This is a genomic window from Epilithonimonas sp., from assembly GCF_056329745.1.
This window is the reverse complement of the sequence record NZ_JBWEYV010000011.1, coordinates 32,690-49,221: the sequence shown is the minus strand read 5'-3', so window position 1 is coordinate 49,221 and position 16,532 is coordinate 32,690. Positions and strand designations below refer to the sequence as shown.

Below are 16,532 nucleotides of genomic sequence, written 5' to 3'. Positions count from 1 at the left end.
AAAAAAAGGATGGTTAAAAAGATTTTCATTTTATCAGGACTTATCAGCTTTTTAGGGTTTTCTGCGCAGAAAACGCACATCGTGGCACAAAAGGAAACACCTTATGGGATTTCTAGGCAATATGGTTTGACGGTGGATGAGCTTTACAAGCTCAATCCTTCTAAAAAAGATGGCAATCTGAATATTGGTGATGTGTTGGTGGTTTCAAAAAACGGAGCCAATTCTACAAAACCGACTGCTGCTCATGTTGTGGCTTCTTCAGTGCCTAAAAGCGGAAAAACAGGAACTATCGCCTTGCTCCCAAAACAAACCATCTATGGCATTACCAAACAGTATCATATCTCCGAAGCCGACCTCAGAAAACTGAATCCCGAACTGGATTCTCATTTGAAAATTGGCGATTTGGTTACTTTACCGGCAGAAAATATTCAGAAATATGCTGGATCTGCTTCATCGGTTCCGGCTCAAACAGTCGTAACACAAACCGTTACAGAAAAACCGGCTGAGGTAAAACCAACTGTAAAAACAGAAGCTAAAACTGAAACAGTTTCTGCAGACAGTGGTTTGTATGTGGTTCAGTCCAAAGATAATTACTATAAAATCTCCAGACAATTTAACCTGACGCAAAAACAGTTGTTTGCGCTCAACCCGGGTCTTGAATCCACGGGTCTTAAACCTGGTGAATCTATCAGAGTTGCCGGTTCGGCATCGGCTGCGCCTGTTTCGGATTCGGGTTCTATTCAGGTTGAGGATAATTCGCAGAGCAGCAATACGTCTGCTCCTGTTACAAAAACAACGTCTGCTTCTAATAATACCAATCAGGCTAATTCTGCGTCTGCAGATGATTATGTAACCTATACGGTTCAAAGTGGCGATACAATGTTTAGAATTATGAACCGCTTTAATGTGACCTTGGATCAGTTAATCAGCCTAAACCCCAATCTTGCTGATGGCCTTAAAGCCGGGATGACGCTAAAGATTAAGAAACAGGATCCGATGTACTCCAAAAAAAGCGGCGATGTACTCAGCGTTGTTTTGATGTTGCCATTTGGATTTGATGCCAACGATGCCAAATACAGGACGATGGCAATGGATTTTTTAACCGGAGCTAAACTGGCAGCGGAAAGAAATGCCGCAAACGGTCAAAAACTGGATATCAAAGTAGTGGATGCAGGTAACGAAAATACCTTCAAAAATAGTTTGTCCCAGATCAATCAGGATAATACGGATCTTATCGTTGGGCCATTTTTCAAATCGAGCGTTTTGGAAGTGCTGAATTATGTTAATGACAAAAAAATTCCTGTTGTAGCACCTTTTGCTAACTCTTCGGATTTGTTTGACTACAATAATCTGATCATCATAGAAACGGAAAGTTCTGTTTATTCGGATAGGATTGTGAAGGAAGTTAGCCAGGTCTATCAGGATCAAAAAATTTATATTGTGGCAGACAGCTCAAAAGCTAATGCCAATGCGATAAAGGCTGGCCTAGAAAAATCCTTGTCAAAACCAAATGTTGTGATTGTTAATTCATCTTCGGAGATTAAGTTGGATAACAATATGATGACGGGGCAGGCTGTTCCAGTGATTGCTATTTTGGCGGATGATGATGACGCTGCCGGAGCTGCTTTTGCATCCAAAATGATTGCGCTGGGCAAACAGGTCGCCGGTATAAAAGCCTTTAGTATGTTTTATAACCCAAGTTTTGAGAAGAATGTGGATGATCTTTCTAAGGTTAGTCTGGTTTACCTGATGGACAGAAAGATTGATTACGATGGTAGCTTTGAGAAAGAAGTTTTGGCTTCTTACAAATCAAAATACTGCAAAACACCTTCTAAATACGCTGTGATTGGTTTTGATGTCATGAACGACATGTTGACAAGAGAAAACAAAAAAGGTGAGATCTTCAAACAGATTGGTAAATCCCAAACTCAGTTGGCTACCAAATTTGAATTCGTAAGAGCAAAACCCAATGGAGCCTATATCAATAGCGGCTACCGTGTGTTGAGATTAGTTCCTTAATTAAAATTTATAGGCATTAGCCTCAATAAAAGTTAAATAGGTTTTACATTAAACCATTTAATAATAAATAAAAGTTATATACTAAATGAAAGCACTTGTATTTCCCGGGCAGGGTTCACAGTTTGTCGGGATGGGAAAAGAATTATACGATTCCCGAAAAGACGTGAAAGATCTGATGGATTCTGCCAATGACATCCTTGGTTTTGATCTTGTTTCTGTAATGTTCAATGGTACAGATGAGGATCTTAAAAAAACCAGTGTCACACAGCCTGCTATATTTCTTCACTCTGTAGCAGCGGTGAAAGTGGTGAATGGCCTTGGCGCACAGATGGTGGCCGGGCATTCTTTGGGCGAGTTTTCTGCCTTGGTTGCAAATGGTGTTCTGTCTTTCGAAGATGGGCTAAAATTGGTGTCCGAAAGAGCTCAAGCCATGCAGATGGCTTGCGATCTGAATCCAAGTTCTATGGCAGCCATTCTTGGTTTGGCCGATGAAAAGGTAGAAGAGATCTGCGCCAGCATTGATGGCATTGTTGTACCGGCCAATTATAATTGCCCGGGACAGTTGGTCATCTCGGGGGAAACCGCTGCGGTTGAAAAAGCCTGCGAAGCGATGAAAGCTGCCGGGGCAAAGAGAGCTTTGCTGTTGCCGGTAAACGGAGCGTTCCATTCGCCATTGATGATGCCGGCGCAGGAAAGATTGGCTGCGGCGATTGAAAATACAAAATTCAGGAATGCAACCATTCCGGTTTATCAGAATATCACGACAACGGCAGTTTCTAATCCTGAAGAAATCAAAAAAAATCTGATTGCTCAGTTGACGGGACCTGTAAAATGGACGCAAAGTGTTCAAAATATGATAAAAGACGGCGCTACTAACTTTGTAGAAGTCGGTCCCGGAAAAACACTCCAAGGTTTGATTAAAAAAATTAATCCGGAAGTAACGGTTTCCTCAGCTATCTAATTTTAATTAATTATTTGTTTTGTGACCAAGGTATTTTGCCAAATTCACAATTCAAAAAAATAACCGCGCATATATGAAGAGGATCTTTTCTCCCGGCAAATTAATGCTTACCTCAGAATATGTTGCTGTTGACGGTGCTCTTGTCCTGGCTATACCTACAAAGCTAGGACAAGAGCTTTTTTATTCCGAAGAAGATGATCAAAAAGCCTTGATTCTTTGGGAAGCTTATCATCAGGATCATCTGTGGCTGCGTGCCATTATCGATTACAAAAATTGGCAAATTGTTGAGACCAACAACTTTAAAGCTGCCGAATTTATTCTCAAAGTACTCCATAATGTCCAAAACCTTTCTGAAACCAAACTGAAAAGTGATGCTTCTTACCATCTCAAAACCAATCTGCAATTTCCTTCGGATTTTGGGCTCGGGAGCAGCTCTACTTTGATGAATAATTTAGCAGAATGGGCAGGTATTGATACGTTTATCCTTAATGAGACCAGCTTGGGCGGCAGTGGTTATGATGTGGCAGTTGCCAAGGAAAATTCTGCTGTTCTCTATAGTCGTTTCCCGGAAAGAACTTATGAAACAATTAATTTTCAGCCGGATTTTAAAGATGAATTATTGTTTATCCATCTCAATCAGAAACAGGATACCAGAGAAGGTATTTCCCACTACAAGTCAAAACAGCGTTCTTTGGAAATGATCAATTTCTATACGGAGTTGACCAAAACCATTGTTAACTGCAAAACTTTGGAAGACTTTTCCAGATTAATGACCATTCACGAGGAAAAGTTATCGGCATTTTTGGAAGTGCCTACTGTGAAGGAAAAATATTTCCAAAACTGTCCCAGCTTTGTCAAAAGTTTGGGAGCTTGGGGCGGAGATTTTGTTCTGACATCCAAATTTGGCGATTACAAGAATTATTTTAAAGAGCTGGGTTTTAGCAAAATTTTTTCTTGGCAAGAATTAATTAATTGATTATTAATTAATTATGAATTTTTATTGACCTGATGAATGTCAGTTTATTAAAACTTTGATAATTGGCTGATATTTTTACATTTGTCGCAACACCCTAATCTTCAAAAAAATTAAAAATGGACAAGCTAAAATCTTATCTTGAACGTCAAGGCATTTCTAATCCTAAGGAAATCATTCATAATCCCAGCTACGAAGAAATTTTTCAGGCAGAGATGCATCCTGATAATTCTGGGTTTGCACAAGGTATATTGACAAAGTCCGGGGCCGTTGCGGTAAAAACAGGAATTTTTACAGGGCGGTCACCAAAAGACCGGTTCATTGTAAAAGACAAAATTACCAAGGATACAATCTGGTGGGATGGCAATATTAACCGCCCCACTACAGTGGAGATTTTTGATGAATTGAAAGAGATTGTCACCAACGATCTTTCCGGAGAAAAAATCTATGTTGTGGACACTTTTTGTGGCTCTAACGAGGATACAAGGCTCAAAGTAAGATTTGTGACCAAAGTGGCCTGGCAGGCGCATTTTGTAATGAATATGTTTATCCGCCCGTCGAATTATGATTTACAAAATTATGGAGAACCGGATTTTGTAGTCATTAATTCTTCAGAATCGGTTAATCCCAATTGGGAAAAACAAGGCCTTAATTCCGAGGTTTTTGTGATGTTTGACCTTACAAAAAAAATGCAGATTATCGGCGGTACTTGGTATGGTGGCGAGATGAAGAAAGGGATGTTTTCTATCATGAATTATTACCTTCCGCTGAAAGGGATGGCGTCTATGCATTGCTCCGCAAATGTAGGGGAGAAGGGTGATGTTGCAGTTTTCTTTGGACTTTCCGGAACGGGAAAAACCACGCTGTCCGCAGATCCGAAACGTTACCTGATAGGTGATGATGAGCACGGATGGGATGACAAAGGCGTTTTCAATTTTGAAGGCGGCTGTTATGCCAAAGTTATCGACCTTAGTAAAGAGAAAGAACCGGATATTTTCGGGGCAATACGTAGAGATGCATTGCTTGAGAATGTAGTGGTGGATGACGAAGGAAACGTAGATTATACCGATGGATCTATTACCGAAAACACAAGGGTTTCTTATCCAATCTATTACATCAATAAAATTGTATTGCCGTCAAAAGCAGGCCACGCCAAAAAAATTATTTATTTGTCGGCAGATGCGTTTGGGGTTTTACCTCCGGTATCCATTTTAACAGACCAACAGGCACAGTACCACTTTCTTTGTGGCTACACATCAAAATTGGCAGGAACAGAACGTGGAATTACCGAACCAACGCCGTCTTTTTCGCCAGCATTCGGGGAGGCTTTTTTAACGCTTCATCCCACCAAATATTCTAAAACCCTCATTGGTAAAATGAAGGAACACGGAGCCAAAGCTTACCTTGTTAATACTGGTTGGAACGGAACCGGCAAAAGGATTTCCCTAAAAGATACGCGAGCGATTATCGATGCAATTATTGATGGAAGTATTGATGAAGCCGAAACCAACAAAGTTCCTGTAATGAATTTGGAATTTCCGCTTTCTTTGCCAAACGTTTCACAAAACATTATGGATCCACGTGACAGCTACGAAAACAGCGCTGATTGGGAAACCAAAGCCAAAGATTTGGCCGCAAGGTATATCAAATATTTTGATCAATTTGCAGATAATGACGAAGCCAAGGAATTAGTATCTTCCGGGCCAACTTTATCATAAAATTAAATCCTAAAACAGAAACGCTTCCAAATCTGGAAGCGTTTCTGTTTTTATAAAATGGGAAAATTCAGCAAGACATTTCTGATAGAATGGCTTGTGAAATTGAGTTTTCCGAAATGGTTTAAAAAAAATTACTTCAAAAAAGAATTATGTTCTTTCTCAAAACCTACCGAGGTCATTTCGCCGTGGCCGCTGTAGACTTTCGTGTTTTCCGGCAAGGTCAGTAATTGGTTGGTAATGCTGGAAATCAATTGATCATAATTACCTTTGTAAAGATCGGTTCGGCCAATGCTCATCATAAAAAGCGCATCCCCGGAAATGACAAACTCATTATTTTCACTGTAAAATGCAACGCTGCCCGGCGAATGTCCCGGAACATCCAAAACTTTGAAAGTTTCAGGACCCAACTTAATCTCGTCACCATTTTTTATATGCTGGATTTCTCCTTTAAAGGCCGGGAAAAAGAAACCATAATTTTTAGCCGTCAATGGTGCCCGCTCTAGGATCTCAATCTCATCAGAATGAATCAGGACCGGCACTTTATAGGTATCATAAGCCCATTGTAAACCAATGATATGGTCTATGTGGGCGTGTGTAAGCAGGATATTTTGGATTTTAAGACCCTTTGATGAGATAAAGTTGCCCAGGATTTCTGTTTCAGCTTCCGGCATGTTGCCTGGATCAATCAGAAAGGCGTCTATTTCATCGTTATAAGCAAGATATGTATTCTCCGAAAAAGGATTAAAAGTGAAAGATTCTACGTTTAGCATTTAATTTTATTTAGTGTAAAAATATAAAACATTATTTTAGCCTTTAGAAAAGTTTATTTTTTATTATTCAACTTTTCTTTATCCAATCAATTGACAAGAAATGAAATTAATTAAAATAATTGCGCTCTTTTTAAGCATTTTCAGTTGGGCGCAAGAGATTAGGAGCATTCAGGTTTTTAATCCAAAAACCAATGATGAAACACCGGTAATTGGACAAGGCGAGCAGTTGGTCCTTCGGTTTGATGACCTGTCCAACTCCAGCCAAATCTACCGTTATACCTATAAACATTACAACAGAAATTGGGAAGAGGACAACCTCTTTTTTACTGAATTTGCCAATGGAAGTATGAATGCTTTGATTGATAATTTCCAGTATTCTTTCAATACATATCAAAAGTACACGCATTACGAACTGACTTTTCCTAATGATAAAATCCAACCCAAAATCTCTGGTAATTATGAGATTATCGTTTTCAAAGATTCTCAAGACAAACCTTTGTTTACAAAACGTTTCTCGATTTATGAAGATGGAGCCAAGTTGGGGATTAATGTTACACGATTTATGGATGCCAAAAATCCCAATCTCAAGCAACGGTTGGAGATTCAAGCGACGGGCAATGGTGCGGGAATTACCAATAACCTTTCCTCGCTCAGCCTTAGTGTGATCCAAAATAACAATTGGGGCATTGCGCTGCGTAACCTGCGCCCAAGTTCTACGTTGGGCAATCAGTTGCTCTTCCAGCAGTTGAGCCTGGCTTTTCCAGGGAATAATGAGTTTTATTATTTCGATAATAAGATTATCAATCAGGCGATGGATATGGTCGCGAATACAGAAAATATTGACGGCCGAAACTACACATACCTGCATCCCGTCTGGGCTTTTCCTGCAGATTACCAATATCAGCCGGATGTAAATGGGGCGTTTTATTTCCGAAGAAACGATTTGGGGATTGAGCGTAATCCTGATCGTGAGGCAGATTACTCGTGGGTTTATTTTGCGCTGGACAGTCAAAAATCTGACAAATATTTTTATGTCCTCGGGATGTTCAACGATTACAAAGCCGATGACAAAAGCCAAATGCAATATGATGAAAAATCTCAAAAATATATTGCCAAAATCTATCTGAAACAAGGTTTTTATAGTTACATCATTGCAACAAAAGGATCAGATGGCCAACTAAACTATGGTGATGTGAACGGAAATTTTTGGCAGACCGAAAACCTTTATCAGGCATTTTTATACTACACGCCATTTGGGAGAAGCTTTGACGGTCTTATTGGCTACGGCGAGTTTAGGACACCGGTGCGGTAATGTTTTTTTGGAATAATTTTCGCTTCCATTCCTAAAAAGGATTTTATGGAACTTCTTTTCGAAAATAAAAAATCGGGTAACGGCGGTTTTATCTCTATGAAAAATGCGCAGGAAGAAATTGGCCGCCTCACTTACACCATCGTGCCGGAGATTAAGAAATTGATCGTCAGCTATGTGATGGTGTTCCCCAAATTTGAAGGCAAAGGCATGGGTAAGACATTAGTTGAAAAATCTGTGGAATTTGCTAGAAAAAATGGCTGGTCCATCAAAGCGCATTGCTCATATGCACACGCTGTGCTTAGTAGAAAGACAGATGTTGCAGATGTTTTTACAGCATAGATGTTAATCCTTTATGGATTGATAAAAAAATTCTGGCTCTGTAAAAGAGCCGGAATTTTTTTATGTTCGTGCAAAAAAGTCTAATATTTTAATGCAATGATCTAAAGCATGTTACCTATTCATAGACATCAGGAATTCCTCATTGTTTCGGGTGCCTTTCATTTGTTTTTGGACAAATTCCATAGCCTCCAAAGGATTCATATCAGCCAGGTATTTTCTCATAATCCACATTCTTTGTTGTGTGGCTTCGTCTTGCAAAAGGTCATCCCGTCTTGTGCTTGAAGATACCAAATCTACTGCGGGGTAAATACGCTTGTTGGCAATTTTTCTGTCCAACTGAAGTTCCATATTACCGGTTCCTTTGAACTCTTCAAAAATCACTTCATCCATTTTGGATCCTGTATCGATCAATGCAGTAGCAATAATAGTAAGAGAGCCGCCTCCTTCGATCTTTCTGGCTGCCCCAAAGAAACGTTTTGGTTTGTGAAGCGCATTGGCATCTACACCGCCAGAAAGTATTTTACCAGACGCAGGTGTTACCGTATTGTAAGCTCTTGCCAAGCGCGTGATAGAGTCCAGCAGGATGACAACATCGTGGCCACATTCTACCATTCTTTGTGCTTTTGAGAGAACCAAGTTAGCCACTTTTACGTGCTTGTCGGCAGCTTCATCAAACGTGGATGCAATTACTTCCGCATTCACGCTTCTCTGCATATCGGTAACTTCTTCGGGTCTTTCATCAATCAGAAGAACCATCATATAAGCTTCTGGGTGATTGGCAGAGATCGCATTGGCAATTTCTTTTAACAGAATAGTTTTACCGGTTTTCGGCTGTGCCACAATCATGGCCCTTTGGCCTTTACCAATAGGTGCAAAAAGGTCGACAATTCTGGTGGATAATGTTGAGCTTCTCCCTGCCAGGTTAAATTTTTCCTGAGGGAAAAGAGGTGTAAGGTATTCAAAAGCAACGCGATCTTTGATAAATGCCAAGTCGCGGCCGTTAACTTCGGTAGCTTTTAACAAAGAAAAATATTTCTCACCTTCTTTTGGTAAACGGACTATACCTTTTACAGAATCTCCGGTTTTCAAACCATAATTCCTGATTTGGTTGGTGGAAACATACACATCATCAGGCGAAGAGATATAACTGAAATCTGACGAACGCAGGAATCCATAATTGTCAGGAAGGATTTCCAAAACACCTTCTATGGTTACAATGCCGTCAAAATTGAATTCTTTTTTGGGAGCCGGAGCATCCTGTTGAGATTCGGATGGCTCTTTGTGGTTGTTCTGGTGTGGGTTATTCTGTGGTGCCCTTTGCTGGTTGCGGGGATTATTGTTGTTGTTCCTCGTTTTTGGTTGAGGCGTTTTTGCCGCAGGAATGTTGGGCGTTTTGTTGTCTTCCACTTTTTCTTCAGCCTTTGGGAGTTCTTGTTCAACATTGTTGTTTTGGATCTCCTCTTTTGCGTCTTCTTGTTGGCTTGGGCTTACCCGGGCTCTTGGCTTTTTCTTAGGCTGCTGAGGTGTTTTGGTTTCTTCTGCAGTGGTTTCCTGTGTTGTAGCAATAGTTTCTGCTTTTGGAGTTTCTGTTTCCTGTGTCGTTTTCTCTACAGGTTTCCGGCCTCTTTTTTTTGCAGGAGGTACACTTTCTATAGGAGTCTCCTCTGTTTTTTCTACCATATTCTCTTGAGTGGCGTTTAGATAATCTTTGATGATTTTTGGGTTAGAAGCCTGATAATCCAGAATGGCGAAAACAGTGTCTTCCGGAGAGCTTTTCTTTGCCAATTTAACGCCTAAATCTTTAGAAAGTTGAGTCAATTCCTCGTCGGATTTTGACCTTAGCGTTTCAATATTAAACATATTATACGTAAAAAGTAATTTTTATTTGTGTATAAGTAAGAATGAAAACCAGGAGGTTAGCATTTTTAAATAGGTGATTACAGTGCAAATCTACATTAATTTTTGAATTGTGCAAAAATTATTTTAATTTTGCCAAGGTTTAATGCTTTCTTTTTAAAGCTTTTACAATCAAAAATGTTACAAAGAATACAAACCGTTTGGATATTTTTAGCCGTTTTGGGAGCTGTTTTTCTCAATATCACAGCGCAGGATTTTGACATCCTGGGCAGGTATTTGACTATTAATGCTTCTACCGTGGTTTTAATTTTATTTGGGGTTTTGAGTATTTTTAATTTCAAAAACAGAAAAAGACAAATCCTGCTGAATAACATCAGCATTATTATAAACGCTTTGTTGATTGGTCTTTTGACGTATTGGCTACTTAATTTATCCGGAGGAATCCATTTTCCTGAGAAGGGTATTGAGCCGGTTTTCCCATTGATTTCTGTAATATGTTTGCTTTTGGCAAATGTATACATCAGGAAAGATGAGAGGCTCGTAAAATCTGTAGACAGACTGCGATAGACTTACGACGATTTTTTTGAGTGAGAACAGTTCCCAATTTTTGGGAGCTGTTTTTTTATTTGATTACATTTGAATAAAACTTAAAGCATGGATACATTTAACCATCTCAAAACCATCATCAGCATTATTCTTGGCTTGGGAATCGGGACGTTGCTCAACGGGAGCGTGAGGTTTATACAACATCCCGGCAGGAATAAACCCTTTTGGGTGCATCTGCTGTTTGTGCTTTATATCTTTATCCTAATGATCCACTTTTGATGGTGGGAGTATCGGTTGCGGGACATCAGCTCGTGGACTTTTACCCAATATGTGTTTATCATCAGTTACATCCTGCTCTTTTTTGTAATCTGCACATTGCTTTATCCTACCGATCTTAAAGATTATAACGATGATTTCAAAAACTATTTTTTCTCCTGCAGGAAGTGGCTTTTTGCTTTTCTTGGTATCCTATATTGCCTGGATCTGGTAGATACGCTTTACAAAGGCGAAGATTATCTGGAGACGCTAATGCCGTTATAGGGAATTAGGATTATTTCGCATGTTCCCATTTGTTTTGGGCTGGTTTTTCTAAAATCGAAAAAAACGGTTTATTATGCTGCCGCATTAATCTTCTTTATAATTTTTGAAATTTTGTTTATCTATAAAAGGTATTATCTCTATTAATGAATAAAGTAATTCCCGTTTTGTAACGTCTTGCTGTAAATAGCTACATATTTTAGTGTAATTTTGCCATTCAATTTTTTTAAATGAATTTATACCGACGGATTCTCAGGTTTGCCCGGCCACATCAGAAATATATCTACGCCAGTTTATTCTTTAATATCCTGTATTCAGTTTTTCAAATTGCTTCTTTAGGGACTATTCTCCCTGTTTTGGGGATGCTGTTTGGAAGCGTTAAAATGGATGCCAATCTGCAAGAACCCGTGTATGATGGTCGTATCTCCAGCTTTTTTGGTTATGCCAAAGAATATAGTTACTATTTTATACAATCCGAAGTCAATCAGCGCGGCGCACTTACCGTTTTGGCGTGGCTTTGTGTGATTACGGCCTTTACATTTTTGCTGAGGAACGTCTTCCGTTATTTTGGGGCTTATCTTTTGATTTTTTACCGGGTAGGCGTGACTAAAGACCTGAGAAGTGCCATGTATAATAAAGTTCTCGCATTGCCGGTTTCTTTTTTTACAGAGCAGAGAAAAGGCGATATGATGTCGCGCATGTCCAATGACGTGGGCGAGGTAGAGAATAATATTTTGGGAAGCCTTGTGGATCTTATCAATTCACCGTTTATGTTGCTCAGTACTTTGGTAACACTGTTTTATCTCAGTCCGCAGTTAACATTGTTTAGTTTAATTGTCTTGCCAATTATGGGAACCTTGATTTCGCTGATTGGTAAAAGCCTGAAAAAGGATTCCCACGAGGCGCAACACGAGTTGGGCAATATATTTTCTATTGTGGACGAAACGCTTAAGTCTGCCAAGATTATCAAAATCTTTAATGCAGAGAAGTTGCTCAGCAAAAGATTTACCGGTTCTATGTCCAAGTGGATAGGCAGTTCTGTAAGCCTAGGTCGTAAAAAGGAATTAGCTTCTCCCATGAGTGAATTTCTGGGCGCGGTAACTTTCCTTATTATTACATGGTATGGAGGTAAAGAGATTATCGTGAACCACAGCATTCGCCCAGAAGATTTTTTGGTGTTTCTGGGGATATTTTTCCAGATTCTTCCGCCAATCAAGAGTTTGTCATCCTCCATCTCCAATGTGCAAAAGGCGGAAGCTTCGCTGGTGCGGGTTATGGAAATTTTGGATGCAGATGTTCGTGTGGATGAAATTGCCAATCCTGTCCCAATCCACGATTTGAAATCGGGGATTAATTTCAAAGATGTTGGTTTTTATTATAACCAGGACAGGACAATTATCAAAAATTTTGATTTGCTTATCGAAAAAGGGAAAACTGTTGCGTTGGTAGGGCAGAGCGGCAGCGGCAAAACCACGATTGCTAACCTTCTCACCAGATTCTATGATGTTACCGAAGGCAGCATAGAAATAGATGGCGAAAACATTAAAAATCTTAACCTGAAAGATTACCGTTCATTATTGGGGATGGTAACGCAGGAGTCGGTTCTCTTCAATGATTCTGTGTACAACAATATCGCCATGGGAAAAGAGAATGCTACGAAAGAAGAGGTGATAGAAGCGGCTAAAATTGCCAATGCACATCAGTTTATAGAAAACCTGGCAGATGGTTACAATACCAATATTGGTGACGACGGGAACAAGCTCTCCGGCGGGCAAAAACAACGGGTTTCTATTGCAAGGGCCGTTCTTAAAAATCCACCGATTATGATCTTGGACGAGGCTACATCTGCCCTGGATACCGAATCTGAAAGGTACGTTCAGGATGCGTTGGAAAAGATGATGGAAAATAGGACATCTCTGGTTATTGCCCACAGATTATCTACCATTCAAAAAGCGGATCACATTGTGGTGATGGAAAAGGGCGATATTGTAGAGCAAGGTTCCCATAACGAGCTGATGGCCATTAACGGGACTTACAGAAAGTTGGTAGAGCTTCAGAATTTTGAGTAATGAATCCAATTCTGGAGTATTTTTACAGAATTGATGAACCGGCTAGAAGTGCACTTCTGTTTATCCGAGAAAAAATTCTAAATTCTGATGAACTGATTACCGAAACCTTCAGCTTTGGACTTCCTTTTTTGAAATATAAAAAGAAAATGCTTTGCTATTTCTACTACAGCCAACAGCATCAGAAACATTATCTCAGTTTTTATCACTGCGATAGGGTAGATTATCCCGAGCTATTATCCGAAGGTAGAAAGAAGTTTAAAATTCTGCTTTTGGATATAGATGACGATTTACCAATGGAATTAATTCTCAATATTCTTGATGAGGTGAAAATTTATATTCAGTAAATTTTAGGGGTAAATTATGTTTTCATTATTTAGAGAAAATCAACCATTTAAAATAGAAAACCGTGCTTTAAAGTTGTCATTAGAGCTGGGCAAGAATTTTGGAAAAGATATATCCGAAAGATTAATAGAAAAATTTCCAGAGCTTAATAGGTCAGAAATAGAATGCTATAAAAATTTGTGTAAAAGTGTTCATGATGATTGCTGGAATTTGGTTGATTATAAAGGTGATTTTATTCTTATTAATGAATTAGAAAACCGTTTAAATGATAATATTTTTCAAAAATATGAATGGATAAATAAAGATAATCAGCGTAAATTATATTCTCAATTTTCCTATTACTTTTGGAAAGACGGCTTGCTTAAATAGTAATTAGATTACCCAACTTCCAGCCCATTTTTCACAGGTAAGCTTGGACTCAACAACGTCACATCACTTTTATTTTCTCCATAAACACCAAGAACAAGAAATTCGTTGAAGAGTTGGCAATTTGTTTCTTTCGGAAATTTACCACAGCGAGAATTTGTTTTCCTATCAACTCTTCTTTCGATTATAAAGTTATGATTTGTGCAGAGGATTTTCTGATGCCTAAATTGCCCAAAATCGATTTCTAATTGATAAGAAGGGTTTCTGGCTTTTTCAAAATCATTAACGGAAGTAACTGCTCCGACTCCAACGACGATTCTATCCAAGTCTTGCCAAGTTATTCTGATTTTGTCATAATTTTTATTGTAAATTTTGAAAATGTTTGATGTGAAATTTTTCTCTTGCTAAAACTCAAAGGTTTTTAAGAGCTGTGGGGTTTAAATTTATTTTTTATTTAAAATTTCCAAAAGCTTTTCAACCTCCACTTTCTGTTGCTGATATTTCAATTGAAGTTTGCTTCCTTCGCCCATTCTTGAGTAATAAATCAAAGCTTTTTTGCCAAAGAATTTTTTGTAATAATCAGAAAGTTCGGGGATTTGTGGGAAATTGATGTGGAAAAGCATTTCGTAATAAGCCTGCCATTCCCGTTCGTTTTTGTCCAAAATCATCATTTTTGGTGACTTTTGGCGGACGTGCAGCATCTCATGTGCCAACATATTGATAACTAATGTCAAGTCAAAATCAAAAAGGTTTCTTGGAATCAAAACCTGTTGAGGTGTTCCAACTTCTCCATTAGCGGTCAACAGAATCGAGTCTTTTTCCAACTCTTCCCGAAAACCAAATCCAGCAAAATTCTCATCATCCAAGTCAAACTGATGTACCAAAAATTTGGCAGCCGACAGTGTTTCGCCTGTTTCAACATACGCACGGATGTTAAATTTCAATTGGTAGTAATTCATTCGTTCCTATAAATAAAATGTCCTGATATTGATCAAAATTACAATATCAGGACAAAAATATGAGTGTTTTGTTTTTATTAAGCGTAAAGCTGTTCCTGCAACTCTTTCACTTTTTTGTCAGAAAGGTATTCATCATAGCTCATTTCCCTGTCAATGATTCCTTTTGGTGTCAATTCAATCACTCTGTTACAAACAGTTTCCAGCAATTCGTGGTCATGGGAAGACAACAAAAGATTTCCTTTGAAGTTGCTCAAAGAGTTGTTAAGTGTAGTAATACTTTCCAAATCCAAGTGGTTGGTAGGCTCGTCTAAAAGAAGCACATTCGCTTTTTGCAGCATCATTCTGCTGAACATACAACGCATTTTTTCTCCTCCGGAAAGGACTTTGCAGGATTTAAGAGCTTCATCTCCAGAGAAAAGCATTCTTCCAAGGAAACCTCGCATAAATTCTTCGTGACGCTCTTCGTCATTCTTTGTAAATTGTCTTAGCCAGTCTACAAGATTGTCATCAACCTGAAAGAACTCTGTATTGTCCAGTGGCATGTAGGACTGGTTAGTAGTAACACCCCAGTTGTAGGTACCTTTATCAGCATTTTCGTTCCCCGCTATAATTTGGAAAAACTCGGTAATAGCCAATGAGTTTCTGGACAGGACTGCAACTTTATCACCTTTTTTAAGATTAAGGTCGATATTAGAGAATAATAATTCGCCGTCTTTGGTCTTTTCAAGGCCTTTAACATCCAGGATCTGATCACCAACTTCTCTCTCGATATCGAAAATAATAGCTGGATAACGGCGCGAAGAAGGCTTGATGTCATCGATGTTCAATTTATCAATCATCTTTTTACGGGCAGTGGCCTGCTTGGCTTTTGCTACGTTGGAGCTGAATCTCGCGATAAAATCCTGTAATTCTTTCTTCTTTTCCTCAGCCTTTTTATTGGCCTGCGCTCTTTGTCTGGTTGCTAATTGAGAAGCCTGATACCAGAATGAATAGTTTCCAGTATAAAGATTAAGTTTGGAATAATCCAAATCCCCGATGTGTGTACAAACCGCATCCAAAAAGTGACGGTCGTGGGATACTACAATCACGGTATTTTCGTAATCTGCCAAGAAATCTTCTAACCAGGCGATTGTTGAGATGTCCAGGTCATTGGTAGGCTCATCCAGGATCAGAACATCCGGATTACCGAACAGTGCCTGAGCCAATAATACCCTTACTTTATCTTTGTTCTCCAGTTCGGACATCATTTGCCAGTGCATATCATCCTTGATCCCTACGTTGGAAAGCATCGTTTGAGCATCGGCTTCGGAGTTCCATCCGCCCATTTCGTCGTAGATCACGCCCAATTCGCCGGCTTTGATCCCATCTTCATCAGAAAAGTCTTCTTTAGCATAAAGCGCATCCATCTCTTCCTTAATATCGAAGAGTTTTTTGTTACCACGCATCACGGTTTCCAATACGGTGAAATTGTCGTAAGCAAAGTGGTCCTGCTCTAGGACAGACATTCTTTTGCCCGGCTCCAGAGCTACATTTCCGGATGTAGATTCTTGTTTTCCACTTAATATTTTAAGGAATGTGGATTTCCCGGCTCCATTGGCACCAATAATACCATAGCAATTTCCTTTGGTAAATTTTATATTAACTTCGTCGAAGAGAACCCTCTTCCCGAACTGTAATGATAAATTAGAGACTGTTAACATATAGTTTTGTAAATTTGTGGCAAAATTACAAAAATTAGTTGGTTTACTGAAGTCTGCCAACCAT

The 16,532-nt window shown here is 39.1% G+C and carries 16 protein-coding genes and 1 pseudogene; 12 read left to right on the top strand and 5 right to left on the bottom strand.

Annotation, left to right across the window (positions count from 1 at the left end):
• The first annotated feature begins 9 nt into the window (after positions 1 to 9).
• The 4 genes from AC00Y6_RS09370 (at position 10) to pckA (ending at position 5,671) form a co-directional block, all read left to right on the top strand.
• Positions 10 to 2,019 (top strand): amino acid ABC transporter substrate-binding protein, encoded by a 2,010-nt coding sequence (locus AC00Y6_RS09370; RefSeq protein WP_474490357.1) that lies wholly within the window; start codon positions 10 to 12, stop codon positions 2,017 to 2,019.
• A gap of 85 nt (positions 2,020 to 2,104) precedes the next feature.
• Positions 2,105 to 2,980 (top strand): ACP S-malonyltransferase, encoded by an 876-nt coding sequence (gene fabD, locus AC00Y6_RS09365; RefSeq protein ID WP_474490356.1) that lies wholly within the window; start codon positions 2,105 to 2,107, stop codon positions 2,978 to 2,980.
• A 73-nt stretch (positions 2,981 to 3,053) separates the two neighbouring features.
• Complete coding sequence (locus tag AC00Y6_RS09360; protein WP_474490355.1) at positions 3,054 to 3,956, top strand: GYDIA family GHMP kinase; 903 nt, start codon at positions 3,054 to 3,056, stop codon at positions 3,954 to 3,956.
• 116 nt (positions 3,957 to 4,072) lie between these two features.
• Positions 4,073 to 5,671, top strand: a complete 1,599-nt coding sequence (pckA, locus tag AC00Y6_RS09355) for a phosphoenolpyruvate carboxykinase (ATP) (protein ID WP_474490354.1) — start codon at positions 4,073 to 4,075, stop codon at positions 5,669 to 5,671.
• 131 nt (positions 5,672 to 5,802) lie between these two features.
• Here the strand turns inward: pckA and AC00Y6_RS09350 are convergent, their stop codons facing one another.
• Positions 5,803 to 6,441, bottom strand: coding sequence for an MBL fold metallo-hydrolase (locus tag AC00Y6_RS09350; protein WP_474490353.1), 639 nt, complete (start codon positions 6,439 to 6,441; stop codon positions 5,803 to 5,805).
• A gap of 100 nt (positions 6,442 to 6,541) precedes the next feature.
• Here AC00Y6_RS09350 and AC00Y6_RS09345 point away from each other — a divergent pair, with 100 nt between their 5' ends.
• Positions 6,542 to 7,753 carry a type IX secretion system plug protein gene (locus AC00Y6_RS09345; protein ID WP_474490352.1) on the top strand — a complete coding sequence of 404 codons (1,212 nt, stop codon included), beginning with the start codon at positions 6,542 to 6,544 and terminating at the stop codon, positions 7,751 to 7,753.
• 45 nt (positions 7,754 to 7,798) lie between these two features.
• Complete coding sequence (locus tag AC00Y6_RS09340; RefSeq protein ID WP_474490351.1) at positions 7,799 to 8,092, top strand: GNAT family N-acetyltransferase; 294 nt, start codon at positions 7,799 to 7,801, stop codon at positions 8,090 to 8,092.
• 111 nt (positions 8,093 to 8,203) lie between these two features.
• Here AC00Y6_RS09340 and rho read toward each other — a convergent pair whose 3' ends face one another.
• Positions 8,204 to 9,952: a transcription termination factor Rho gene (rho, locus tag AC00Y6_RS09335; protein WP_474490350.1), complete on the bottom strand. Its 1,749-nt coding sequence runs from the start codon at positions 9,950 to 9,952 to the stop codon at positions 8,204 to 8,206.
• A gap of 174 nt (positions 9,953 to 10,126) precedes the next feature.
• Here rho and AC00Y6_RS09330 point away from each other — a divergent pair, with 174 nt between their 5' ends.
• The 6 genes from AC00Y6_RS09330 to AC00Y6_RS09305 all read left to right on the top strand — a co-directional run bounded on the left by AC00Y6_RS09330 (position 10,127) and on the right by AC00Y6_RS09305 (position 13,812).
• Entirely contained in the window at positions 10,127 to 10,516 is a 390-nt protein-coding gene (locus tag AC00Y6_RS09330; RefSeq protein ID WP_474490349.1) for a DUF4293 family protein, read from the top strand.
• Between the two features lie 87 nt (positions 10,517 to 10,603).
• On the top strand, positions 10,604 to 10,774 hold the full coding sequence (locus tag AC00Y6_RS09325) for a hypothetical protein (protein ID WP_474490348.1): 171 nt from the start codon (positions 10,604 to 10,606) through the stop codon (positions 10,772 to 10,774).
• A gap of 51 nt (positions 10,775 to 10,825) precedes the next feature.
• Positions 10,826 to 11,035, top strand: coding sequence for a hypothetical protein (locus AC00Y6_RS09320; protein WP_474490347.1), 210 nt, complete (start codon positions 10,826 to 10,828; stop codon positions 11,033 to 11,035).
• 227 nt (positions 11,036 to 11,262) lie between these two features.
• Positions 11,263 to 13,101 (top strand): ABC transporter ATP-binding protein, encoded by a 1,839-nt coding sequence (locus tag AC00Y6_RS09315; RefSeq protein WP_474490346.1) that lies wholly within the window; start codon positions 11,263 to 11,265, stop codon positions 13,099 to 13,101.
• On the top strand, positions 13,101 to 13,445 hold the full coding sequence (locus tag AC00Y6_RS09310) for a DUF1801 domain-containing protein (protein ID WP_474490345.1): 345 nt from the start codon (positions 13,101 to 13,103) through the stop codon (positions 13,443 to 13,445). Before AC00Y6_RS09315 ends, AC00Y6_RS09310 begins: the two co-directional genes overlap by 1 nt.
• A 16-nt stretch (positions 13,446 to 13,461) precedes the next feature.
• A complete protein-coding gene (locus AC00Y6_RS09305; RefSeq protein WP_474490344.1) occupies positions 13,462 to 13,812 on the top strand; it encodes a hypothetical protein in 351 nt (116 codons plus the stop codon).
• A gap of 8 nt (positions 13,813 to 13,820) precedes the next feature.
• On the opposite strand, the pseudogene AC00Y6_RS09300 reads toward AC00Y6_RS09305, so the two are convergent.
• The 3 genes and pseudogenes from AC00Y6_RS09300 to AC00Y6_RS09290 form a co-directional block, all read right to left on the bottom strand.
• A pseudogene (locus AC00Y6_RS09300) lies at positions 13,821 to 14,156 on the bottom strand (tRNA-binding protein).
• A gap of 96 nt (positions 14,157 to 14,252) precedes the next feature.
• Positions 14,253 to 14,768 (bottom strand): hypothetical protein, encoded by a 516-nt coding sequence (locus tag AC00Y6_RS09295; protein ID WP_474490343.1) that lies wholly within the window; start codon positions 14,766 to 14,768, stop codon positions 14,253 to 14,255.
• A 77-nt stretch (positions 14,769 to 14,845) separates the two neighbouring features.
• The gene (locus tag AC00Y6_RS09290) at positions 14,846 to 16,468 is read right to left on the bottom strand and encodes an ABC-F family ATP-binding cassette domain-containing protein (RefSeq protein WP_474490342.1); all 1,623 of its coding nucleotides are present in this window, start codon (positions 16,466 to 16,468) and stop codon (positions 14,846 to 14,848) included.
• Positions 16,469 to 16,532: the final 64 nt, after the last annotated feature.